The 23,125-nt window shown below is 55.1% G+C and carries 15 protein-coding genes; 5 read left to right on the top strand and 10 right to left on the bottom strand.

The window, feature by feature from the left end; genetic code table 11:
• Positions 1-303: 303 nt before the first annotated feature.
• The 7 genes from NYE69_RS09930 to NYE69_RS09900 form a co-directional block, all read right to left on the bottom strand.
• Positions 304-1,350 (bottom strand): glycoside hydrolase family 88/105 protein, encoded by a 1,047-nt coding sequence (locus NYE69_RS09930; RefSeq protein ID WP_340926027.1) that lies wholly within the window; start codon positions 1,348-1,350, stop codon positions 304-306.
• A 47-nt stretch (positions 1,351-1,397) separates the two neighbouring features.
• A complete protein-coding gene (locus NYE69_RS09925) occupies positions 1,398-3,080 on the bottom strand; it encodes a glycoside hydrolase family 3 protein (protein ID WP_340926026.1) in 1,683 nt (560 codons plus the stop codon).
• A 285-nt stretch (positions 3,081-3,365) separates the two neighbouring features.
• Positions 3,366-6,839, bottom strand: a complete 3,474-nt coding sequence (locus NYE69_RS09920; RefSeq protein WP_340926025.1) for a polysaccharide lyase family protein — start codon at positions 6,837-6,839, stop codon at positions 3,366-3,368.
• A gap of 76 nt (positions 6,840-6,915) precedes the next feature.
• On the bottom strand, positions 6,916-8,433 hold the full coding sequence (locus tag NYE69_RS09915; RefSeq protein WP_340926024.1) for an ABC transporter substrate-binding protein: 1,518 nt from the start codon (positions 8,431-8,433) through the stop codon (positions 6,916-6,918).
• 61 nt (positions 8,434-8,494) lie between these two features.
• On the bottom strand, positions 8,495-9,385 hold the full coding sequence (locus NYE69_RS09910; RefSeq protein ID WP_328272899.1) for a carbohydrate ABC transporter permease: 891 nt from the start codon (positions 9,383-9,385) through the stop codon (positions 8,495-8,497).
• A 12-nt stretch (positions 9,386-9,397) separates the two neighbouring features.
• The gene (locus tag NYE69_RS09905) at positions 9,398-10,267 is read right to left on the bottom strand and encodes an ABC transporter permease (protein WP_328272910.1); all 870 of its coding nucleotides are present in this window, start codon (positions 10,265-10,267) and stop codon (positions 9,398-9,400) included.
• Between the two features lie 860 nt (positions 10,268-11,127).
• Positions 11,128-12,573, bottom strand: a complete 1,446-nt coding sequence (locus tag NYE69_RS09900; protein WP_340926023.1) for an ABC transporter substrate-binding protein — start codon at positions 12,571-12,573, stop codon at positions 11,128-11,130.
• 191 nt (positions 12,574-12,764) lie between these two features.
• Here NYE69_RS09900 and NYE69_RS09895 point away from each other — a divergent pair, with 191 nt between their 5' ends.
• Positions 12,765-14,621, top strand: coding sequence for a sensor histidine kinase (locus tag NYE69_RS09895; protein ID WP_328272901.1), 1,857 nt, complete (start codon positions 12,765-12,767; stop codon positions 14,619-14,621).
• Positions 14,596-16,218: a response regulator gene (locus NYE69_RS09890; RefSeq protein ID WP_328272902.1), complete on the top strand. Its 1,623-nt coding sequence runs from the start codon at positions 14,596-14,598 to the stop codon at positions 16,216-16,218. Before NYE69_RS09895 ends, NYE69_RS09890 begins: the two co-directional genes overlap by 26 nt.
• Before the next feature lie 125 nt (positions 16,219-16,343).
• On the opposite strand, the gene NYE69_RS09885 is transcribed toward NYE69_RS09890, so the two are convergent.
• From NYE69_RS09885 to NYE69_RS09875, 3 genes are all read right to left on the bottom strand, one after another.
• A complete protein-coding gene (locus NYE69_RS09885; protein ID WP_328272904.1) occupies positions 16,344-16,829 on the bottom strand; it encodes a low molecular weight protein-tyrosine-phosphatase in 486 nt (161 codons plus the stop codon).
• Between the two features lie 192 nt (positions 16,830-17,021).
• A complete protein-coding gene (locus tag NYE69_RS09880) occupies positions 17,022-17,897 on the bottom strand; it encodes an AraC family transcriptional regulator (protein ID WP_340926021.1) in 876 nt (291 codons plus the stop codon).
• 138 nt (positions 17,898-18,035) lie between these two features.
• A complete protein-coding gene (locus tag NYE69_RS09875; RefSeq protein WP_328272906.1) occupies positions 18,036-18,863 on the bottom strand; it encodes an AraC family transcriptional regulator in 828 nt (275 codons plus the stop codon).
• Positions 18,864-19,173: 310 nt separating this feature from the next.
• Between NYE69_RS09875 and NYE69_RS09870 the strand changes: the two genes are divergently transcribed.
• The 3 genes from NYE69_RS09870 (at position 19,174) to NYE69_RS09860 (ending at position 23,108) form a co-directional block, all read left to right on the top strand.
• Positions 19,174-20,346, top strand: a complete 1,173-nt coding sequence (locus NYE69_RS09870; RefSeq protein ID WP_340926020.1) for a Gfo/Idh/MocA family protein — start codon at positions 19,174-19,176, stop codon at positions 20,344-20,346.
• A 714-nt stretch (positions 20,347-21,060) separates the two neighbouring features.
• Entirely contained in the window at positions 21,061-21,927 is an 867-nt protein-coding gene (locus NYE69_RS09865; RefSeq protein WP_340926019.1) for a sugar phosphate isomerase/epimerase family protein, read from the top strand.
• Positions 21,928-22,052: 125 nt separating this feature from the next.
• The gene (locus tag NYE69_RS09860) at positions 22,053-23,108 is read left to right on the top strand and encodes a Gfo/Idh/MocA family protein (RefSeq protein ID WP_340926018.1); all 1,056 of its coding nucleotides are present in this window, start codon (positions 22,053-22,055) and stop codon (positions 23,106-23,108) included.
• Positions 23,109-23,125: the final 17 nt, after the last annotated feature.

Raw genomic sequence — 23,125 nt, 5'->3', positions numbered from 1 at the left:
TGAACTATGGATTGGATGCGATAGGGCAGCCGTGTGAAATGTTCTTACGATCGCTGTTGTTCCCAGATTTCTTTGATTGTATTAATTCAAGCATGGTAGAAATCCGCTCACAAAGGCGACCAAGCATATGCTTCCGGAGCAGCTTTTTTTCAGAAAGCTTTCAGTTTCTGCAGAATCATTTCCCCTAGGTTCAATATTCTAAAATGTGTATTTTTTAGAATATTGAACCCTCTTGCCTAATTCGCCCCTTTCTTTAGTTCAATCCTATAAAGAATAGGGCGCGGAGCCTTCTGCACATCAGCTTCAAGAATCCAGCAAACTAACCTGGGTCAGCAGTTGCAGCGCCAGCCCTTGTCCATACAAGGTCGGGTAGAGGGGCACTTCATTATAAGCGGCGATCGAGGCCAACACCGGCGTGCCGCCGGAGACGCCGCGAACCTCGCCTTCGGCTGTGATCAATGGCAGCATCCCCTCCACGGTCAGCCGCGCGCTGTCAAGGTAGGTCTGATCCAATAGCCCCGACTTAACCGCCTTGACGAACCCGCAAGCGATCCCCGCACTGGCCGAGCTTTCCTTATAAAAATCGTTTTGGTCCAGCACCGTATGCCATAGTCCGTCTTCGGCCTGGACCGCGCGCAGCCCCGCCGCCAAAGCCCGGTAGCGGCGAAGCAGCTCCTCCGGGATCTCGGCAAGACCGCGGACGGCCGCTGCGATTTCAGGGACCGCTAATGTCAGCCAAGCGTTAGCCCGCGCCCATTTGGCGGCGGACAGATGATTTTGCCGGGCGCAGTCCCAACCGTGAAACATCAGGCCGGAATCGGCATCCTGCAGCAGGCGCAGATGGAGCAGCGTCTGCTGCAGCGCTTCTGCGGCCAAACTGCGATCGGCCGCAACCTGAGCCAGCCGGGCCAGGAACAGCACCGCCATATACACCGTATCGGCCCAGACCTGCTCGGGAAAATCAGCGTCTTCGGTCACGGTATGCTCGAAGGCCCCCTCCCGGGTGCGGGGCGCCTCCTCGATCATCCAGCGGGCGATTTCCCGCGCTTCGGCAAGGTATTCCCCCCGCCCGTTCAAGCGGTACAGTAAGGGAAATACGGCGTACGGCGCCATTGAATTAATCACTTTCGCCTGGCCGGCCTGGCTGTGATTCCGTTCCACCCACTGTACGACATAATCGACAGCCCGCCGTTCCTCGGCATGGATTCCATAATCCAACAAAGAGATCAGGCCGACGCCGGGCACCCAGTCCCAATGCTCGGCATCCATTCCCCAATGATCCCGCTTGCCGGCCGTCATATAAGTAAACAAACTTTGACTGGTTTCCTGCAATTTCACTTTCGCCATCATTTTTTTTCGCTCCCTCCCGCGGCCCCTCTTGTAGAGTGAACTTGTACTTATATAGTCAGTTCCACCGGCGACTTTCCCGCGAACGGGATTTCTCCGAACATCGCTTTGATCGTGTACTCGATCGTCTCTTCATGCAGGGAATAAGCGTTGACGAGCGTATCGAGAAAAGGGATATCCTTGAGCAAATACGGGGTGGAAAACGAGATGCCGATCGGGCGGATCGTTTCGGCATGCTGCATCGCCCATATGGCTTTTGCGGCGTCGCCAACCGGCCGGGCCGTATTCATCATGCCGTGCAGCGGCATAAAATAGGGCATAAACGCCGCGTCCCAGCTTTTCCCCGCCTCCTCCCAGGTCCGGAGCGTACTCAGCGGCTCAAATTGGTCCAAAACATCAACCTCCAGCCCCCGCGCCCGCAGCAGCTCTACGAATCGTCCCATTTTGTCGAATTGCCGCCCCTCGGTCACCTTGTTCAACATAATCACCAGCACTTTGGAGACAGAAGCGGCTTCAAGCGGCAGCACCCCCGCCCGGTTTCGGACCAGCGTGACACAGCGCCGGGCGATTTCCGCCCCAACCCGCCTAGCTTCCGCCGTCCGCTTCGGCGCAAGCCGGTCGTCAAAGAGCTCCATGGCCTGGCTATCCCGGCCTTGTTCATCCAGATGGTGGACGCCGAGCCGCGCCTTCATTTCCAGAATCCGGCGCACGCTTTGATCCAGCCGTTCCATCGTGATGGCGCCGTCGCCGATGGCCTGCTCCATCTCCTCAAAATAGCGGGTCCCCGGCCAGAGCAGGACGTCCGTTCCGGCGGCAAAGCAATCGATGATCCGCTTACTGTAATCCCCCCAGGACAAAAAGCCGCCCATATCCAGCGCATCGGAGATAACAACCCCGTCAAAGCCGAGCCGCTCCCGCAGCAGCCCGTTCGTAACGGCGGCCGAGACGGTCGCCGGGACCGGCGCTTCGGTTCGGCCGGCGCTTTCGGCCCAGGGCAAAGCGATATGTCCGGTCATGACTGACAACACCCCGGCTGCGATCACTCGGCTCGTCACTTCACCATAGGTCGTAAGCCATTCCGCTTCGGATAAATCATTTACCGTCGTGATGATATGCTGGTCCCTGAAATCCACTCCGTCACCCGGAAAATGCTTGGCACAAGCGGCCAGCCCGTGATCCTGCATCCCGCGGATGATCGCCGAAGCCAGCTTGGCCGCCCGCTCGGGATTGTCTCCTAGGCAGCGGGTCGTAATCACCGGATTCAGCCAGTTCAGCAGCAGATCCATGCCCGGGGCCAGCGCCCAGGTAAAGCCGGCGGCACGGCCTTCCAGCGCCGTGTATTTGCCGTACTCGTAAGCGAGCGCCTCATCGTCCGCCGCGGCCAGCGCCAGCAGCGGCGGAAACGCTGTCAAGCTGCGTACGGCGGAGCCGGCGCCGAATTCCAGGTCGCCGGAAAACAGCAGCGGATAGCGGCTAAGCTTCTGATACGTTTCAATCCATTTGCGGTAATCCCCCGCTTTTCCCGTTGCCTTGAGAATGATTTCGCCGCCGATAAAAAAGCTGCCCACCGGGTAGCGCTCCAAATAAGCCGCGATCTTGTCTTCATCCGCCTCTTTGAACGGCAGCCGGCCGGCGTGGTCCTGCATCGTTTGCCCGATCTTTTCCCTAAGCGTCATGCCGTTCATGGTACGCTCCACCCAGCGCTGTTCCTCTTCGCTCAATTCCTTCAACATCGCCTTAGTCTCCTCCGTGTCGTTGGTAATCTCAAAGTCAGGCCCCTGATTCCGCGAGGCCGTTTCGGCTTCGTTGATCAAGGGGCCTCGTTAAAGCCGGTGAACGGCGGCTGTGTTGTCTCTGTGTTGTCTCTGTGTTGTCTCTGTGTTGTCTCTGTGTTGTCTCTGTGTTGTCTCTGTGTTGTCGCCTTCGTTGTCCTGCGTTGTCGCTGCGTCGTCACCTTCGTTGTCGCCTCGTTGTCGCCCTCGTTGCCGCCGGCCTCGCTCCCGCCGGACTCCCGCGGTTTAGGAGCCGATGTGCAGGCTAACCGTTCCGGTATTGTTATCCCGGTTCATTTCCGGGTAACGCTTAATGTCGTTGACCAGGAAGCTGATCTGATAATCGCCGGCGGCCGGAACGATCCATTGCGGCGTTCCTTGCGCGCTGCCATTAGCCGTTAGAAGCACCTCTTCCCCAGGATCGATCACGTTCGCATACGTGTCCGACCAGGATACGGTACCGCCGTTGACCGAGAAGGCCCCGCCCGTAATCATTCCCGCGCCGGTGGTGGCGTTAAGCGGTGTCGGCCGCGCGCCGACATTTTTGACCTTGGCCCAGAAAATCAGAGAATCTCCGACCTGCGGCGTCTCGTGATCGGCAGGCTCGCCGCTGTCCGTCACGATATTCCAGCCCACTTCCGTCACGATCATATCGGCCTGCGGCACAGGCAGAGAGGCTTCCGCGCCCTCATATTCGAAGCCGTGCACCATCACCTTGCCTTCCTTAACGGCGATGTCGATCCGGTGCAGTCCGTTCTCCAGCCCGTCAAGCCGGAACACCTCCTTGTCTTCGCCCTCCAGTCCGGCCTCGGGGATGTTCACGGTGCCCTTCAGCTCACCGTCCACATAAACTTCCGCACGGCCCATATCGGCGCGGATATCCGATCTCCAGCGGATGCCCGTTCCATTGAAATACAAGGAGGCAGTGGAACCGGGCGTACTGGAAACATGGGACACCCCGTTGTCGGCGGCCGCAAACCCGGAGTACAAAATCGCCTCATCGTCATGCTCCACCGGATGCCACCTGCTCTCTTCCTCATAAGCGCCTTCCTCCAGACGGAAGTAATCGATGTTGCTGCCCCCGCCCGCGTTGGCGATTTCAATGTTGTTGTATCCGGCCTGAAGGCGAATCGTAAACTTTTTCTCCGCGTAAGTTCCCATCCATCCGCCCGTAGCCGGCAGCGTAATCGTCGCCGCTTTGGTCCCGTTGACGAGCACATTCTTTTTCGCTTCCTCCTGCGAAGCATACGCCACGGTTAACGTGTAATCGCCGCCGCTTGCGGACGAATACCCGAGGATCGTCAAGCTGCCGCGGTGGGTTTGCTCCACCGCCTTCCCGCCGGAAGCCCCGGCCCGGTTCACCGCCACGAGCGGAGCGGCAAATTGCGTAGCTTCGGCTTCGAACTTCGTCGGGTCCCCTTCGGCGGGCGGGGTTACCGGAAGCACAGGCGTTACGGCGCTCACCGGTGCGGTTAGCGGCGACGTCTCTCCGAATTCGTTAACCGCTTCCAACTGGTAACTGTATTCCGTATTCGGCGTGACCGCCCGGTCATGAAAGAAGTTCAGTTTGCCGGGAACCGTCATAACCGGCTCGGGCTGCCCGTTCCGGTATACGCGCACCTCGGTCGCTTCCGCCGCCCCGGCGGGCATCTCCCAGGTCAGGGCAATTTCGTTATACCCCACCGCGTTTGCCGCTGCGTTCTGCGGCGCCTCCGGCGGAGCGCCTTCATATTTGTCCAAAATATACTGCACGGTTTCCCCCGCTCCGAGCGTCACTTCCAGCTCCAGCGCCGGACCTGCGGACAGGTTCACCCAGGAATGCGCTTCGTCATAGGTTTCCCCCGGCCCAAAACGCTCCCCGGCGTATTGCCCCTGCTCCGGCATCGTGACCGACACCCGCATCGTCACCGGCGTTTTCTCAAAATTGACGAAACTCAGCAGCAGTTTATCCGCGCTCGCCCCCACCGTCGAGGTTCCCAGCGCTGAGGTGTCCACTCCGCGGAAATAAGCCTTTTTCCCGGCAAGCTCATCCTTGTTCAGGATTTCATAGGTTAACGGGCTTCCATGCGTCGCATAAGCCGCGGCCAGACGGCGGAAGGTCTTGAGCCGGGTCTCCCCCGGTTCGCCAGCGTTGGCGGAAACGGCCCGGGTGTCCTCATACCGGTGCGTGTTCCAGTCCACCTGACTGTCAAACAGTCCGAAATCGGCGTTATCGTAAAAAAAGGCGGCATGTTGCATAATGTGATCCGCATATCCGATATCGCCGCGCAATTCCCGGTCAAACGCCGCGGCGAAACGGTAAGCGTAGGTCCCGTATTTCGTGTTGTCCGCGTGGTTGTCGTTGGCTCCAGCTTCGCTCATCGCCATTTCTTTGCCGAAGCCTTCATCCGCATCCGGATAGACGCGCAAGTTTTCATACAAGGCTCCGCCCGGCACGGGCTGCACCCCGGTTCCTCCGTAGCTGTGCCCGTTCGTAATATCCGCAATTTCCTCAATCGGCCGGCGCTGCTCGGCGTCTCTTTCCCAGCCGTCGGGAATGCCTTTGTACGGCCAATACGCCCAGCCCGGCGCCACAATTTTCAAATAGGGCTGATCGTTCGTCCGCCGTTCCTCGTCCAGCAGCCGGGCGGTGGCCAATATCGTTTGCTGCGGCCAGTTGAACACCCCGGGCTCGTTGTTCACTTCCATATATTCGTAAAGGTCCCCGTATTCGGCGACAAAGTTTCGATAATAGTCCCGCAGCTCGGCAGGGATCACGCCTTGAGCCAGACTGGGGTTGGTTCGCCAATTCCCGCCCAGAAAACCCAGCATTGGCTGCAGATTCAGCTCGCGAAGCGCCAGCAAATAGTTGCGCCCCTGCGGCTTCCATTCGGATACGGTGTCGGACCAGTAGGCCACCCGCATCCAGTTGCCGCTATAGGCCACGCCCATCCACTTCGTCAGCGGAGCCAAATGGCGGAGGGAATTTTCATCGTATTTGAAGCTTCGGTTCATGAGCGTCGTGCCGAGGTGCACGTATCTGCCGTGAAGCGGCTCGGCGGCGGGAGCCGTAAGCGCCTCCAGCTTGAAATAATCCCATACGAACCATAAATATTTGTCCCCGTCGTAGCCGGGCGCCGCCGCATCGGCGTACAGTCCGCGATCCAGCTTCAACTGAAGTTCGTTTTCACCGGGCCGCAGCTGCTCCTTGGGAATATACAGCTTGTAGGTCTGTTTCCAGGTGTTCTCCAGGGCAACTTGCCCGTTGTTCAAGCCCGTAATCTGGATCAGCCCGCTCATCATGCCGTTCGTAAATACGGCAAGCTGAGGAATCGCGTTACTCGCGTCCAGCACTTTAAAACTGAATTGCACGCCGTGTTCAGGAACTTCCGGGAGATCGAAGGAGATATTCAGCGTTCCGTTTACGTCGCCTTTCATCCCTTTGGATATGCCGCTCCAGGTGCCGGAATCCGCCGGAATGGAAACGTTCTCAATTCCGTCCGCGTAATCCGCGGCAAACTCGGCGCTGCTGTTATCCGGGTTCCCGACCTGCCAGAGCGGGGATAACGGCGCTTCGCCGCCGCCCGATGATAGCTTTTCAGTCGCTCCGGAAGCTCCGCCGGCAAGGCTGCTTTCGGTTTCCGCCTCCGCTGCCCGTACATTAGGACTGACGGGAAGGAGCATACTCACGGCGAGCGTTAATATGACCGCAAAACGAATGCATGATAAAATTTTTCGCATCTGTCAGGTTCACTCCTTTAAAGGGGTAGCTAAAGCCGACTTTTTGGACACTTACTTAAAATAGACCGCAATGGCGTTATTCCCGAAAAGCGTCCAACTGGAATTGCAGCTCCTTGATCACTTCGTCGATCCCCGCCGTTTTCAGCTTCTGGTTCATTTCCCTCAGCACCGGCTCGGGATCTTTTTGCCCGGTAAACAGCGTATTTTTATATTGTTTGACGATATTCGTCAAAGCGCCGATTTGCGATTGCACCTTGGAGGAATCGAAAACAAAGCCAAGCACCGGCGAAATGGTGGCATTCTCGTTCCACGTTTTGTACAGCTCCACCCGGGCCGGGTCTTCGTTTTTGTTAATGTAGCTAAGCAGCACGTTGCCGATCATCCATTGGGAGACGGAATTGTAACCGCTGTCGGGAATCAGTTCGACGGTCCCGTCGCTCAGCTTGTTATAGTGCTTGCCTTCGAGCCCGAACGTCAGCATATTATAGAGCACGGGGTCGGTATGGATCAGATTGATGAACATCATCGACCGCTCCGGATTTTTCGAGGTTCGCGAAATTGCCAGCATGGAGCCTTGGAGGCTTTTAGTCCCTACCTTGACAGGCAGCAGCGTTTTGATCTGCATCGGTCTGCCGGTCAGATTGGTCCAGTCGTTGGCCGAGGTCGGGTTCATATTGCCGTAGGTGAACCAGGCTTTCCCGTTTTTTACCGCATCCTTCAGCTCGGTTTTGTCCGTTGCCCCGTTTTTGTTGATGTACCCGGCTTTATACCATTTACGGATCAATTTCAGGCGCTCCAGCATCTCCGGCGTGTCGTATTCGTTAAATACCTTCATCGTGCCGTAATCCAGCATCGTCGGAATGTCATTGCTGCCGTCGATGTCCTCCGCGTTCGGATACACCGGGAACCAGAAGCTCGTGTCCGTATGGTTCATAAAAAACGGCGTCATAGCCGGCTCTTTTTCCTTGATCGTTTGCAGCAAAGGCTCGATATCCTCCAGCTTTTGCAGGCTGCCAATATCGAAGTTGTATTTGTCCACGATCGCCTTGTCAAAGGCAAACCCGACCGATTGCCCCAATTCTTTCTCCGTCGGAATCGCGTAGAGATGCCCGTTCACGGTCGCCGCCTGCAAATAGGCGGGATTGATTTGCTCCTTCGTCTCCTTGGCGTACTTGTCAAGCAGATCCTCGAGCGGATAATACGCCCCTTTGGAAGCGTTGGTCAAAAAATCCCAGGTAAACGTCATGTCGAACACTTCGCCCGACTGAATCATCAGATTCACTTTATCCGCCGGCTTATCCCAGCTTAACTGATTGATTTTAAGCGTGGCGTTGATCTTATCCTTTAAATAGGCGTTGATTTCCTGTTCCACGGACGCTACGTCCTTATCCGGCCCGCCCGGCAAATAGAGCGTCAGCTCAACGGGCGCAAGCCCGTTCGGGTCGGCCGCTTGCTGTGCTCCCGCGTTTCCGTCGGCATTTCCTGCAGGGCCGCCCGGACCGCCCCCGCGGCTGCCGCCGCCGCATCCGCTTAACGCCGTTCCGGCAAGCAGGGTCAACGCCAGCAGCAGGCCCATCCATTTGAAGCTTTTCATGCTAGTTCTCCTCCCTTTTGGTCAATAAAGCGTGTATGATATGCTAACCGGATAACCGGGATTAGCCTTTAATGGAGCCGATGGTTAAGCCTTTGATGAAGTAGCGCTGGAAAAACGGATAAGCGAGCACGATCGGCCCGATCCCGATCAGCGCCATCGCCATCCGGATCGTTTCCCCCGGCAGTTTGGCCAGCTCGGTGGCCGATCCCTGGATCAGCGCGCTGTTCCGGCTTAAATAATCGGCTTGCGAAATCATTTTGTACATCAGATATTGCAAAGAATACAGCTTGGTATCGGTAATAAAGATCATGCTGTTGAACCAGTCGTTCCAGTAGTGCAGCGTATTGAACAGACCGATCGTGGCGAACACCGGCAAAGACAGGGGAAACACGATTCTGAAAAAGGTCCGCAGCTCCCCGGCGCCGTCTATTTTGGCGGCCTCGATCAGCGCGGGCGGCACGGTCATTTGAAAATAGGTTTTCATAATAAGCACGTTAAACGGCGACAGCAACATCGGAAAAATCAAGGCCCAGATCGAGTTTTTCAAATCCAGCACCTGCGTGTACATGATATACCACGGCACCAAGCCGCCGCTGAACAGCATCGTGAAGAACACGAGGAAAGCAAAAACATTTCTGTATCTAAAATCGCCCCGGGAGAGCGGATACGCATACAGCGAAGTGAGCAGTACACTTAACAAAGTCCCGACAATGGTGACAAAAAAGGAAATCCCGTAGGCGCTGACAACCGTGCCGTAATCTTTAAAAATGTACCGGTACGCCTCCAGGCTCAGCTTATCCGGAATAAATTGATAGCCGTTCAGCACGATCGAGTCATAGTCGGTAATCGAAATCATAAAGACGAGCACGATCGGCAGCACGCAAAGCACGGTAATGACGATAAAAATCAGATGGAGAATCAGATTGGTCGTTTTTGAGATTTCGTTGTTCATATGAGGCTCCTCCTAGAAAACCGCCTGGTCTTTGTCGATTTTGCGCACTACCCAATTTGCGAGCAGCACGAGGAAAAATCCGACGACGGCCTGGTACAACCCCGCTGCCGATGACATCCCCAGGTTCCCCATATTGATCAGGGCATTGTAGACATAAGTGTCAATGACCAAGGTGGTCGGGTACAGCGCGCCCGAATTCAGGGTCGTCTGATAAAACAAGCCGAAATCCGAGCGGAAAATATTGCCGATGGCCAAAATCGTGGTGATGATCATCACCGGGCGGATCAGCGGAATCGTAATGTGGATGATCTGTTTCCACTTGCTGGCCCCGTCGATCAGCGCGGCCTCGTAGTATTCGGCATCCAGGCCGATAATCGCGGAGAGATAGATGACGCAGCCGTATCCCACGCTTTTCCAGATATTGATGAGCGGCAAAATAAACGGCCAGTACTTCGGCTCGGAGTACCAGTTCATCTCGTCCACGCCAAACAGGGCAAGCACCCCTTTGTTAATGAAACCGTATTCGACGTTGAGAAAGGCAAACACGAGATAACTGACGACAACCATGGACAAGAAATACGGGAAAAACATTACGCTTTGATAGAACTTGGCCGCCAGCTTGTTCTTCAATTCGTTTAACGCGACGGCCACGGCCACGGCGATGACGAGATTAAGGATGATAAACGCGAAATTGTACAGCACCGTGTTGCGCGTAATAATCCAGGCATCCGTAGTGGCAAACAGAAATTTGAAGTTGTCGAACCCGACCCAAGGGCTCCCCAGAATGCCGTCGATGTAGTTGATATTTTTGAACCCGATGATAATGCCGAACATCGGCAAATAATTGTTGACGAGGAGAAACAGCACTCCCGGCAGCAGCATAAGCAGCAGCACTTTATTTTTCCTCAACTCTTTGAACCTTGCGGGCAACCGTGTTTTTGGGTGCACGGGCTCCACCTCCTGATGTGACTTCGATGGTTATCTCACACCCAAGTTTACCGGCGGGAGCCGCAAAGCAAAATAAACGCAGCTATAATAAAAGTTCAAAATTCTATAGTTTTTGGGGGCGCGCAATAAGAAAAACGCCCGACGGCGTCCTTTAATGGCTTTGACTTCTACTTTGGATGGACTTCTACTTTGGACGTTACTCTAAGGGACACCAACGACCTTATCCGCTTATTTCCCGGGTATTTCCCAGCCTAACGGACACACACGACCCTATTTCGCTCTAAACCAGTTCATCCAGGACGATTTGAGGTAAATAACGTCATCTGTGTCCGTTACATTTTGCAAACTCCCGTTTTTTCGAAAATAACGGTCTGATGTCCCTTAGCTCCCTGATTCCTCTTCTCCTCCCTCGGAATTTTATTCTGATATGTTAAGAAAAACCTCGCCGGTTGCGAGGTCCCTTGCCCGAGCAAACCCATACGCTCAGTGCATGGGGAGGGATGGGTACGGGGTTTCACCCCATGACCCATTCCCTGCAGGCAAGTGCAATAGCGTAAAAAGCGTGGAAAAATCTAACGGTTGTGAGCGACGCTATTTGGGCAAAAACGAGCGGATATAAAATGTAACGGTTGCCAGCGAGCCTATTTCCCACTTTTTCGGCGGTAATGGGGTGATTTCGCCTAAATAAGCGCGATGGCAACCGTTAAAAAAGAATTCACCGCTTTTTCGCACCAATAAGCGCAATAACAACCGTTAGCGTAGAAAAAGTTCTCCATCCTGGAAAACCACTCTAATCAATAACCTTCCGCAAGAGGATGCAGAGGATCAAAGTCGGGATAGATGTAATCTTCCGGATTAAAAAAGCGCCCTGTCGCCGCGATCTCCAGCATCTGGTTCAGGCGCTCCGTTTCCCGCCGCAGCGCTTCTTCCATCGGCAGCGGCTCCTGGTCCGCGATCAGCTGCAAATAAAGCTCCATTCGCGGACGGTCCCCGGAATTGCGCGGCCCCGGAGCGACGGTATTCGGGTCGTATTGATCCATGATTTGCGGCCACAGCGGATAAAACGCCTCCTGAGCGGTAGGATAAAAGTCTTTAAATTGGGCGTATTGCGGCTGCTGATTTGTCCGATTCACAATATCGTCCACGAGCGGGATGGCCAGCGCCTGCTGAAACAAAACGCTCTGAAAATCGGCCGATTGCAGGAAGCGCCATACTTTTACGGCCTGCTCCTTCGCGCTTGCACCGGAGTTAACGACCAGCGGAGATTGCGGCTGCATCATCAATGCGCCGGCTCCGCTCAGCTCTTCGCCGGCAGCCGGCGGCATGGCGATCCCCCAATCTCCCCGGGGCGCATATTCGCGGATTTTCACGTAATCCCGGCTGGTGGCGTACATCATCCCGATATTTCCCTCGGCAAACTGCTTCAAAGCGTTTTCACGTTTCAGCAGGGACTCGCCAGGATACAGGCTTCCCGCCCGTTTGATCTCTCTCATCGCTTTAAGCCAAGGCAAATACACGCTTAGATCATACTTGCCCGTCCGGTAATCGTAATAAAATACGCCGCTGTACGTGTTTGACATTTCCAAATCGAACTGGAAGCTGTGCTGAAGATCTCCGGCCGGCAAGGCAAAACCGTACTTCCGCACTCCGCCCCCGGTAGCGGTGATTTGCTCGGCGGCCGTCTTCAGCTCGGCCAAAGTAGCCGGCGGCCGGTCGGGATCGAGTCCCGCATTCTTGAACAAATCTTTTCGGTAGATCAGCCTGAGCGTCTCCACACTGGTAGGAAGAAAATAAATTCCTCCCTTGAACAAGGAGCTCTGCGCATAGTCAAGACTCCACTGCGGATACCGCCGGATTTCGCTCTGGCTGAGATACGGTTTTAAATTTTCCAAATCATTTTTATTCACGTAAGAAGCAAGCCAGATGCGGTCGGCGACAAACACATCCGGACCTTTGCCCGACGTCAAGAGCATGTTCAGCGTATCGTTGTAAGCTTCCGCCGGTATGTCCATGATGACGATTTCCGTCCCGTCCGGATTCGTCTCGTTATACCGCCTGATCGCGTTCCGGACTTCAAGGTTGTCCGCCCAATCGTTCAGAGCGATTTTCACCTGGATCTTCGCCGGAGCTATTTCCCCCTCTTCTCCCCGCTCGATCAACGACGAACGGTCCAAAACAAAAAATCCAAACAGCGCCATGCCGACAAACAGACCTATGGCCAAACTCCATCCCCGTTTCATAGCTATCCCCTCACGTTGACATATCCGAACCGATGCTTTTACAATTAAGCCGTTCCGATCTGCCTACATATTCCGACAATCGGCCGCATTTGGCAAGAGTCAATTTAATTTAAATATGTGTTCAAAAAGTCAGGTTTCAGCACCTTTTTGAACTACCTTTTCAAATCGATCCTCAAGAGGGGGATTCTGCGATGAAACAGTGGTTCGATACGCTGTCCAAATTTTTATTCCTGTACAATTTCAGCATCCGCAGCAGGCTGATCCTGTACTTTCTTTTCCTGGTCCTGCTGCCCACCACGATCATCTCCATCACGATCTACAACAAGTCCACCGAGATTATTGCCCGGAATGCGAATACGTCGATCCAAAACAATCTGAACCTGGTTGAGGATCATCTTATGCAAAAAATTAATAACGCTGACGATGCGATGATCTCTCTCTACCTCAATTCGGAGTTCGCCGATTTGATCTCTTCCGACCGGGCGACGGACGGCAGCGGAATCATCAACGAGCTGAATGAACTGAACAAAATTTTGGAGAATTTCCCGAGCAGCGGGGCTACCGGCGTCCGGTTCGTTCCGATGCTCTACATGGTGAACCGGCCCGAATATACGCAATATAACTTTTCCCGCCGCGTGTTCAACATCGATCTGATTTCCCTGAAACCGTGGTATCTGAACATTCCGGCCAGATCGGACATGAGCGTGATCGGCTTAAGCTCGCTGGATTCCCAGTACACGCTGAAATTTGCCAAGCGCTTGTTCGGCATCCGTCATATCCAGCTTCCTTATGTGGGCCTATTGACGCTCGACATCCCGCTCAGCGACTTCAGTTCCACCGTCGAAAATTACAAGCCAACTCCGGGCAGCAAAATTTATGTCGTTGATCAGAACGACCGGATTGCCCTCAGCCCCGACCCGGAACTGATCGGGAAAAGCCTGAGCACCCTGGAATATTCGCAAAAGATGTCAACCTCCAAAGCGGACGGTCAATTCCGTTCGTTTCAATACAAGTTGGACGGCGAGAACATGCTTGTCACCTACAAAGACATCACGCCCTACGGGTGGAAGGCGATTGCGTTGTCTCCGATCTCCGAGCTGAGCGGCGATCTGTTCTCTTTTCGGCGGGTCATGTACGTGGTCATCACCGTTTGTATGCTGTTGTCGCTGATGATGGCTTTGCTGCTGTCCGAAAACATCTCGGCCCCGATCCGCAAGTTCGTGCATTCGATGTCCCACGCCGAGAGCGGGAATTTCAACATCAAAATCGTTTACAAACGCAAGGACGAATTCGCCTACCTGTTCCAGCGCTACAACATGATGATGCAGCAGATCAAAGCGCTGATCGATAAATTATACGTGACCGAGCTGCGCAAAAAAGAAGCCGAACTGAAATCGCTGCAGGCTCAGATCAACCCCCATTTTCTGTATAACACGCTGGATTCGATGAACTGGCTGGCGATTCGCCATAATGTTCCCGAGCTCAGCAGCATGGTCACTTCTTTGGCCGATTTTTTCAGATACAGCCTAAGTAAAGGCAACAACGTCATTCCGCTGCGGGACGAACTGCGGCAGGTGGAAAGCTACCTGGAAATTCAGCGTTTCCGCTTCCAGGATAAGCTGGAATACCGGATGGAGGTTGCGGACGAAGAACTGCTGGACAGTTGCCTGATCGTCAAGCTGACGCTGCAGCCGCTGGTGGAAAACGCCATCGTCCACGGCATTCAGAAAAAACAAGGGCCGGGCATGATCCGGATCAGGGTGCGGCGGGAATCTGACAACCTGCTGACCATTTCCGTTTTCGACAACGGCGCCGGCGCCGATCCCCGGAAATTGAACGCTCTGCTGGACGCCCGGCAGCAAAGCGGCGATTCGTACGGGATCCGCAATGTCCATGCGAGAATCAAGCAATTTTTCGGCGAGGCCTACGGGATCAAATATTACCGGGGCGATGAGGACGATCAGGGATTGCTGGTTGTAGTAAGCTGTCCCGTGGTGACAACATGGAACGAGGTGAACGAAGATGATCACGATGATTATCGCGGATGACGAGCCGTTTATCCGGGACAGTCTGAAAACGGCTATCCGCTGGGAAGAGGAGTTCGGCATTCAGATCATTGGCGAGGCGAAGGACGGACAGGAGGCTTACGAGCTCTGTCTAAAGCTCAAGCCCGACATACTGTTTATCGACATTATGATGCCGTTCTGGGACGGGCTGCAGGTAGCCGCGAAGCTGAAGGAGTCGGAATGCCCGGCCAAAATCATCATTATCAGCGGCGTGCAGGATTTCTCTTATGCGCAAAACGCATTAAAGATCAATGCGGAAGGCTACATTTTAAAGCCCGTGAAATTGCCCGAGCTGAAGGAAATTTTCCGCAAGACGGTGGATGGCATCCATAATGACCGGAGCGTGCAGTTCAATCTGGATCGCCTCAAAAAACAACTGCAGGAGAATACGCCTTTGATCCGGGATAAATTTCTGCAAAATTTACTTGCCGGCCTGTATCCCGAAGCGGAGGAAATTTGGGAGAAGATCGCATTTTTCGGGATGCCTTTATCTCCGGACCAGAAATTTACGGTGGGCGTGCTACAGCTTGACGACTATCAAAAAGCGCTGGAAAAGTACTCCGAGGAATACAAGCAGCTGCTTTATTTTTCCATGCAAAATATCATCGACGAGATCATGGCGGAGCAACAGGCCGGCCTCAGCTTCGTCGCCCGGGAAAATGAATTCATTTTGCTGTTTTGCAGCGGCGGCGGAGCGGAAGTACAGGAGATTACGCAGCTGTGCGAGGCTTGTATCCTTAATATCGGCCGGTATTTGCAGCTTTCCGTGTCGATCGGCATCGGGAATACCTGCACGCAAATCCAAAGGGTGGAGGAATCCTACAAAGAAGCGTTAACCGCCCTTATCTACAAGTTTTATACCGGTCAGCGCTCCATCATTCATATCCGGGACATTCGGCCCGACAATGAAACGCTGCAAAGCTCTTATTTGTACAAGTTTCATGCCGACCTGATGAACGCGCTAAAAGTGGGCAATACAAGCAAAACGGCCGCCCTGCTGGAGGACCTGTTCCGGCGTCTCAGCGAACCGAAACCGCAGTTGGATTATGTGCAAAGCTTGTGTGCGGAAATGATCTTCACTTCCGCGCGCACGCTGTATGAGCTGGATGGCGGAAGCGAGCACGTCCTTAGCGATCGGATGACGGTCATTAAGGAAATCTACGGCAAAACCGATATCGGCCAGCTTAAAGACTATATGCTGCAGCTTTTTACCGATCTAACCCGTTATCTGGAAAATAAAAACACGACGAAAAACAGCAAAACGATCAACAAAATCAAGGAGATTATTCACGAGGGCTACGCCCGGGAGCTGTCCGTCGCGAAAATCGCCGAGCAGGTATATCTGACCCCCAATTACATCAGCCTGATTTTCAAGCAGGGCACGAATGAGACGATCAGTGATTACATTACGAAAGTACGGATCGAGCAGGCCAAGAAGCTGCTGCACAACTCCGACCTGAGGGTCATGGAGATCGCCGAGCTAGTCGGCTACGAGAATCCCCATTATTTCAGCACCGTGTTCAAAAAAAACGTCGGCTGCCACCCGCTCAAATATCGCGAGGACATCGGGAAAGGCTAGATAAAGCGCCGCCGTTTGTCCTCGGCATACTTTTTGTGCGGCATTTTGGGACGCCTGAACGCCTATGGGAAAGGCGCAGCCAAAAATGCCGCACATTTTAACGTGCGGCACCTTGCCGGTTCAGCCTACGCCAAGGCCTCCCGCCGGATCCGTTCCAGCAAAGCCCGGCAGCCCTGCTGCACCATCTCGTAAACCTCTTCGAAATTGCCCGTATAATACGGATCGGGCACTTCCTTGATTTTCGAGTCGGGAACAAGGTCGAGCAGCTTCCATATTTGGGCATCCGTCCGGCGCGCCAGCGATTTCAAATCCCGCTCGTTTTGGTTGTCCATGGCGATGATATAGTCGAAATCCGAGAAATCCGCAGGCGCGACCTGTCTGGCCCGCAGCCCTTCGTACGATATTCCGTACTGGTCCAAAATCCGGCGTGTGCCGTGATGCGGCGGATTGCCGGTATGCCAGTTGCCCGTCCCCGCGGAATCGATGCGAAACCGGCCGCTTAAATCCGCTTCGGCCACCAGATGCCGGAACACGGCTTCGGCCATCGGCGAACGGCAGATGTTTCCGAGGCACACAAACAAAACGCCGATCGGTTGTTGCTTGTCCTTCATTACGCTTTCCCCCCTGGTCAGATATTACTATAGGATTTCCGCCAGAACAACCTGCTGGTGGTTTTTCGGTTGGGGGCCACTCTAAGCGGCAGCAAAAGGCCCCACCCAGGAGTATCCTCCCGGGCAGGGCCTCTATAAAGACGACGTTGGGCTGCCCCCGGTTGGGCAAACCCGCCGTCCCCGGGACAAACGTTACTCTTTCCGCACGACCGGAATCCAGATTTCGCTTTTGTATGTCGGCGAGGTGACGTCTGGGCTTTCGTTCCAGAGAATTTCCGGCCCTTCGGCCAGCTCGTAATTTGCGGACGGGAACCACTCGGCGTATATCCGTCCCCAAACGTTTTGCAGTGTCTCGGGGAACGGCCCCACCGCTGTGAACACCGCCCATGTCGAAGCGGCGACTTCAAGCGATGCCAGATGAGCGGGACAGTCCTGGGTGGTGGCGACGCCGATATAGTGATCGAGTTCCCCTTGCTCCTTCATCCGCCCCTCCGAAAAATTCGCCGAAGCGCTGATCATCCCGGCCGGCTCCACATTGGACAGCCCTTTCAGGAGCCGAATGGTCTCCTCGTCCAAGCTCTGCCACATTTCCGCGATCTGCGGATTGACGCCGTGAAATTGGATCGGCACCCGTCTGGATAACCCGACGATCCGAAAGGCCTCTTTTTCCACAATACGATAGTTCATTTCGCTTCCTCCTTGAACGGTAAGTTGGAAGGTCATACGAGGATAAGCTTTTAACGGTTGGCCCGAATTTCTCGCTTCGGACGGCATGATGCCGTGCATGACCTGAAACGCCCGGGCGAAAGCGTCCGCCGAGCCGTATCCGTATTTTACCGCTACGTCGATAATCCGGACATCTTGATGCTGCAGCTCGAACGCGGCCAGCGTCAGCCGCCTGCGGCGAATGTATTCGGACAACGTCACGCCGGCCAGAAAAGAAAACATCCGCTTGAAGTGATATTCCGAACAAACGGCGTGCCTGGCCGCTTCCTTATAATCGATTTCATCCGCCAGATGCTGCTCGATATAGTTTAAAGCGGCGTTTAAGTTTTTAAGCGAATCCATCGTCTGTACCTCCTTCACATTCACAGGATAACAGGATCAAGCTGGCCCGATCCGACTTTTCGTGCCCGAAAATAACGGGGGTGTTCATCTTGTGCTGAAGCCGGTTGGAGCAGCGGGCGTTTGGAGCAGCAGCGGGTTTTACCGCGTGCAGGCCCGGTAAGCGGTCGGGGAAATCCCCGTATGCCCCTTAAATTGGCGGGAGAAATGAGAGAGCTGCATGCCGAGCCGTTCGGCGATTTCGGCGATGCTCTCGTCGGTATACGTCAGCAGCCGCTTGGCTTCTTCCATTCGCTTGCGCTGCACGTAGTGCATCGGGGTGACGCCTATAATTTTTTTAAAATAAGGGATAAAATAATTCGGATGCAGGTGGACGATATCGGCCAGCGCTTCGATCTCTATCGGCTCGTGCAGGTGCTCCTGAATATACTTCAGCACGCCTGCCAGCTTGTTCCGCTCCGTAAACTGCATATAATCCTTCAAAAAGTCCCGGTATCCCCCTTCTTCCAGGCAGCAGGCCAGCAAATTGAGCAGTCCGGCCTGGAGCCTTAAGCCTGCAAACGGCCCGCCCGCCTGGAACAGACCGATCATCGTCTCAAACGTCGTACGGACAAATTCCGGGTCGCAGACATCGCTGATGTACAGCTTGCTCCCCGCGTGAAACAGCGGCCACTCCCCCACCTGCGCGTCGAAATGGCAAAAATACCGGGTATACGGATTGTCCGGCGCGGTGAAGGTCGTTTGGCTCGATCCCGCCGGCATGATCATCAGTTGGTTCGGCCGCGGATAATACGTGGTTCCGTTGATGACCACCGCACCCTCGCCTTGGGCGATAAAATACAGCCGGTTGAAGCTCGGGGCTTGCTCCGCCCGGTTCCAGCCGGGGAACCCGCTTTTAAGCTGGACATGCGTTACCGTTACGGTCAGGCTTTCGGGCAGCCGCCCGGCCAGTTGCTCGGCTTCTTTCATAGGAATTATCGTCTCCCTCGTTTCCTTTGATCGTTGGTCCGGCAATTGCGGATTAATTTTGCAAGCACTTTCATTGGTCGTTTGATGTTTTTATTGTAGCATCGCGTTTTTACCAAATACACCTTAATTTTGTGCAAAATACCCTTAATCTTTGCCATTCTCATCGTTTGGAATTCAAGCTAAGCTAAGGGGGCATGAGATACATACTCGGCGGTTTAAAAACGGTAGCGGAGAGGGGAGCTTAAGGAGATTCGCCGTTACCGAACGGAACATCCCTCCACGCAAAAATTCGAGAAAGGCAGGGAGCATCATGGACAAAGTACGGTTTGGCATCATCGGCATCGGAAATATGGGGACGTCGCACGCGCTCTCTTTGATAGGCGACATTAAGGGTGCGGAGCTGACGGCCGTATGCGATTGGAACCCGGAAAGGCTGAATTGGGCAAAGGAGCGATTGCCGAGTGCGGTGAGTGTGTTTGATCAGGCGGAAGCCTTTTTCGCTGCGCGGGTTATGGACGCGGTGTTGATCGCAACGCCGCATTACGATCACCCGACGCTGGCGGCGCAGGCTTTTGAGAGCGGTTACCATGTGCTCGTGGAAAAGCCGGCCGGCGTGTACACCAAAGCGGTCCGCGAAATGAACGAAGCCGCCGCGAAATCGGGCAAGCGGTTCGGGATCATGTACAATCAGCGGACGAACCCGCTGTATGCGAAATTGCGCGATCTGGTACTGTCCGGGGAGCTCGGAACGATCCGCAGGACGAACTGGATCATTACGAACTGGTACCGGTCGCAAAGCTACTATGATTCCGGCGGCTGGCGGGCGACCTGGGCCGGGGAAGGCGGCGGCGTGCTGCTGAACCAGGACCCGCACCAGCTTGACCTGTGGCAGTGGACGACCGGCATGATGCCGAAGCGGGTGCGGGCTTTTTGCCATTTCGGGAAGCACCGCAGCATCGAGGTCGAGGATGACGTCACCGCCTATGTGGAATACGAAAACGGCGCAACCGGCCTGTTCGTCACGACCACCGGCGAAACGCCGGGGACGAACCGGTTCGAGCTGGCGGGGGACAATGGGAAGATCGTCGTCGAGGACGGCAAGCTGACGTTTTGGCGCCTGCGCGTGCCGGAGCCGAAGTTCAACGCCGAATATACCGGCGGATTCGGGCAGCCGGAATGCTGGAAATGCGAAATCCCGGTGGAAGGCGGCATAGGTCCCCAGCACAAAGGCATCCTGCAAAATTTCACCAACGCGGTGCTGCACGGTGAACCGCTTTTGGCTCCGGGGGAAGAAGGCATCCTCGGCCTGACGATTTCCAACGCCATGCACCTGTCCGCCTGGACGGAGGATTGGGTGCAGCTGCCGCTCGATGAAGATTTATTCTACGAAAAGCTGCAGGAGAAAATCAAAACCTCAGTGTACCGCAAGGACAGCGGGGGCGCAGGCGGCGGCAGAGTGCTGGACGTGTCGGGTACACATTGACGGAGGACCAACTGAGGCTGGACGTGTTGGGGAGGTATTGAGCGTGGGCCGACTGAGGCTGGGCGTGTCGAATACGCATTGACGGAGGAACAACTGAGGCTGGGCGTGCCGGGGAACCATTGACGGCGGACCGACTGAGGCTGGACCGGGCTCGGCGAGGCTGATGGGGTTAGTGGAGGCTGATGGGTTGATGGTTGATGGGTTGATGGGTTGACAGAGGTTGGTGGGTGCTGGTGAGCTGGGCGGTCGGGTGATTGAGCGGGTAGGTGGACGAGTGGGTGGCTGGATGGATAGGCGGTTGGAAGTTAGGTGGTTGGAAGCTAGGCGGATGCTAGGCGATTGGACGGCTAAGCGGCTGAACGTAAGAATAGCGGTAAAAAATGTCGTTATTTATTTAGTTTTTTACCTATCCAGGAAAATAAGGGAAAATTATGTTTATATTTAAGGGACGGAGTGGAAAAATGTGAGTTCAGCCGGGGTTACTCTAAAAATAGAGACAAAATTTTCCGCTATTTGCGTTCAAAGCCCTCTGGCAAAAAAATAACGCCATAAAATTCCGCTATTTTCCCCTTCCCCTGCTACTGTAGTCAATGCACCTCATTTTCATATCAGCCCCCCTATCTAAGAAAGCCGCCGTGCTAGTCCGACCGACCTGTTTTATGTATGCCGACAAGCTTATACCTAAGGATTACACCAAAGGAGGAGCGATGTAAGATGAAATTATCCGTGTTTACGGTGGCCACGCCGGATTTGACGCCGGAGGAACTGGTTCTGACGGCGCGGGAAGCCGGGCTGGATGGCGTCGAGTGGCGCTTCAAGGGGGTGCCCGCCGAAGCCAAAGATGAAGCGCCGTCGTTTTGGCGCAACAACCTGTGCTCGATTGACCCAGGGCTTTCGGATACAGAAATGCTGCGGTTCAAGGAGATTACGGAGGCGCAGGGCCTGGAGGTCGTTAGCGTAACGCCGTACTTAAATTCCTTGAACCTGGATGAGACGGACCGGGCCTTCCGGGCCGCCCGTCTGCTCGGGGCGAAGATGATCCGCGTCGGAGCGGCCGGCTACGACGGGTCTACAGCCTATCCTGTACTGTACGAGGCCACCGTCCGCTATTTAAAGGAAGCCGAGCGGATGGCGAAGCAGTACGGGGTCAAAGGCGTTGTGGAAACGCATCACAATACGATCGCGCCAAGCGCCGGGCTCGCCCACCGGCTGGTCAGTCACTGTGATCCGGAATATATCGGCGTGCTGTTTGATCCCGGCAACATGGTGCATGAAGGGTATGAACGGTTCAAAATGGGGCTGGAGCTGCTCGGTCCTTATTTAGCGCATGTACACGTGAAAAACGCCGTTTGGACTCAGGACGGCGCACGCGCGGACGGGACGGACAGGACGGTCGGGACGGACGGCTGGCGTTCCGAGTGGGCCCCGCTGGCAAGCGGGATCGTCGATTTCCGCACACTTCTCTACGACCTGAAATCCGCAGGTTATGACGGCTGCCTCGGCATCGAGGATTTCAGCGGCCAGTACGATTCCAAGACGCTGCTCAAAGCGTTTGCCGAATTTATGCGCGAAAGGATGTAAAACCGATGAACGAACCCTTCGAAAAGAATCGAACAAACCCGAGAAATCAGCATTCCCAAGATCGGCAAGAGGGTAGCCGCCCCTCCCATTCACTCCAGCCCGAGTCTTTTCAGACGAGCGACGGTATGAACTATGCTCCGAAAGGGCGGCCAAACCCTGTCGTGGAGCCGGGCGAGTTCGCGTTCGCGGCCGTCGCCCTCGATCATGGCCACATTTACGGCATGTCCGGCGGGCTGATCGAAGCCGGGGCCACCCTGAAATGGGTCTATGATCCCGACCCGGCCAAGATGAAGGCGTTTACTGCACAGTTTCCCCAGGCCGCTACCGCCGACAGCCTTGAGCAGGTGCTCGCCGATCCCGAGGTAAAGCTGGTCGCGGCCGCGGCCATCCCGTCGGAACGCGGGCCGCTTGGCCTGCGAGTGATGGATGCGGGCAAAGACTATTTTACCGACAAAACACCGTTTACTAGCCTGGACCAGCTGGAAGCCGCCAGACAAAAGGTGCGCGAGACGGGCAAAAAATACGCCGTCTATTACAGCGAACGCCTTCACGTCGAATCCGCCGTGTACGCCGGCCATTTGGTCCGGGAGGGAGCGATCGGCCGGGTGATTCAGATAACGGGCTTCGGTCCCCATCGCCTGAACGCCGCCTCGCGTCCGGAGTGGTTTTTCCGGAAAGAAAAATACGGCGGCATTCTCTGCGACATCGGCAGCCATCAAATCGAGCAGTTTCTGTACTACACCGGCTGCCAGGATGCGCAGGTGCTGCACAGCAAAGTCGCCAATTACCATCACCCGGAATATCCCGAACTGGAGGATTACGGGGACGCCACCCTGGTCGGGGATAACGGGGCCTCACAATATTTTCGCGTCGACTGGTTCACGCCGGACGGGCTTGGTACTTGGGGCGACGGGCGGACGTTTATTTTGGGCACCGAAGGATACATTGAGCTGCGAAAATACATCGATATCGCCCGGGACACCGGCGGCGATCACGTTTATCTCGTCAACCGGAGCGGGGAGCATTATTTTAACGTTCGCGGGCAGGTTGGTTACCCGTATTTTGGGGAGCTGATCCTCGACTGCATCCACCGGACGGAAAACGCCATGACCCAGGAGCATGCCTTCAAAGCCGCGGAATTGTGCCTGAAAGCGCAGCAGCAAGCGGTGCGAATTTGTTAAGGAACGGAAGGGATTAG

It is taken from the genome of Paenibacillus sp. FSL R5-0527, from assembly GCF_038008055.1.
Lineage (GTDB): Bacteria > Bacillota > Bacilli > Paenibacillales > Paenibacillaceae > Fontibacillus > Fontibacillus macerans.
The sequence above is the reverse complement of the archived record's forward strand: the minus strand, read 5'-3'. Positions and strand labels throughout refer to the sequence as shown.

Excerpts from the sequence above, each read along its gene's own strand:
- NYE69_RS09930 (WP_340926027.1), bottom strand. The coding sequence starts at position 1,350 with ATGATGGCGAAAGTGAAATTGCAGGAAACCAGTCAAAGTTTGTTTACT.
- NYE69_RS09925 (WP_340926026.1), bottom strand. The coding sequence starts at position 3,080 with ATGTTGAAGGAATTGAGCGAAGAGGAACAGCGCTGGGTGGAGCGTACC.
- NYE69_RS09920 (WP_340926025.1), bottom strand. The coding sequence starts at position 6,839 with ATGCGAAAAATTTTATCATGCATTCGTTTTGCGGTCATATTAACGCTC.
- NYE69_RS09915 (WP_340926024.1), bottom strand. The coding sequence starts at position 8,433 with ATGAAAAGCTTCAAATGGATGGGCCTGCTGCTGGCGTTGACCCTGCTT.
- NYE69_RS09910 (WP_328272899.1), bottom strand. The coding sequence starts at position 9,385 with ATGAACAACGAAATCTCAAAAACGACCAATCTGATTCTCCATCTGATT.
- NYE69_RS09905 (WP_328272910.1), bottom strand. The coding sequence starts at position 10,267 with ATGCTGCTGCCGGGAGTGCTGTTTCTCCTCGTCAACAATTATTTGCCG.
- NYE69_RS09900 (WP_340926023.1), bottom strand. The coding sequence starts at position 12,573 with ATGAAACGGGGATGGAGTTTGGCCATAGGTCTGTTTGTCGGCATGGCG.
- NYE69_RS09895 (WP_328272901.1), top strand. The coding sequence starts at position 12,765 with ATGAAACAGTGGTTCGATACGCTGTCCAAATTTTTATTCCTGTACAAT.
- NYE69_RS09890 (WP_328272902.1), top strand. The coding sequence starts at position 14,596 with ATGATCACGATGATTATCGCGGATGACGAGCCGTTTATCCGGGACAGT.
- NYE69_RS09885 (WP_328272904.1), bottom strand. The coding sequence starts at position 16,829 with ATGAAGGACAAGCAACAACCGATCGGCGTTTTGTTTGTGTGCCTCGGA.
- NYE69_RS09880 (WP_340926021.1), bottom strand. The coding sequence starts at position 17,897 with ATGGATTCGCTTAAAAACTTAAACGCCGCTTTAAACTATATCGAGCAG.
- NYE69_RS09875 (WP_328272906.1), bottom strand. The coding sequence starts at position 18,863 with ATGAAAGAAGCCGAGCAACTGGCCGGGCGGCTGCCCGAAAGCCTGACC.
- NYE69_RS09870 (WP_340926020.1), top strand. The coding sequence starts at position 19,174 with ATGGACAAAGTACGGTTTGGCATCATCGGCATCGGAAATATGGGGACG.
- NYE69_RS09865 (WP_340926019.1), top strand. The coding sequence starts at position 21,061 with ATGAAATTATCCGTGTTTACGGTGGCCACGCCGGATTTGACGCCGGAG.
- NYE69_RS09860 (WP_340926018.1), top strand. The coding sequence starts at position 22,053 with ATGAACTATGCTCCGAAAGGGCGGCCAAACCCTGTCGTGGAGCCGGGC.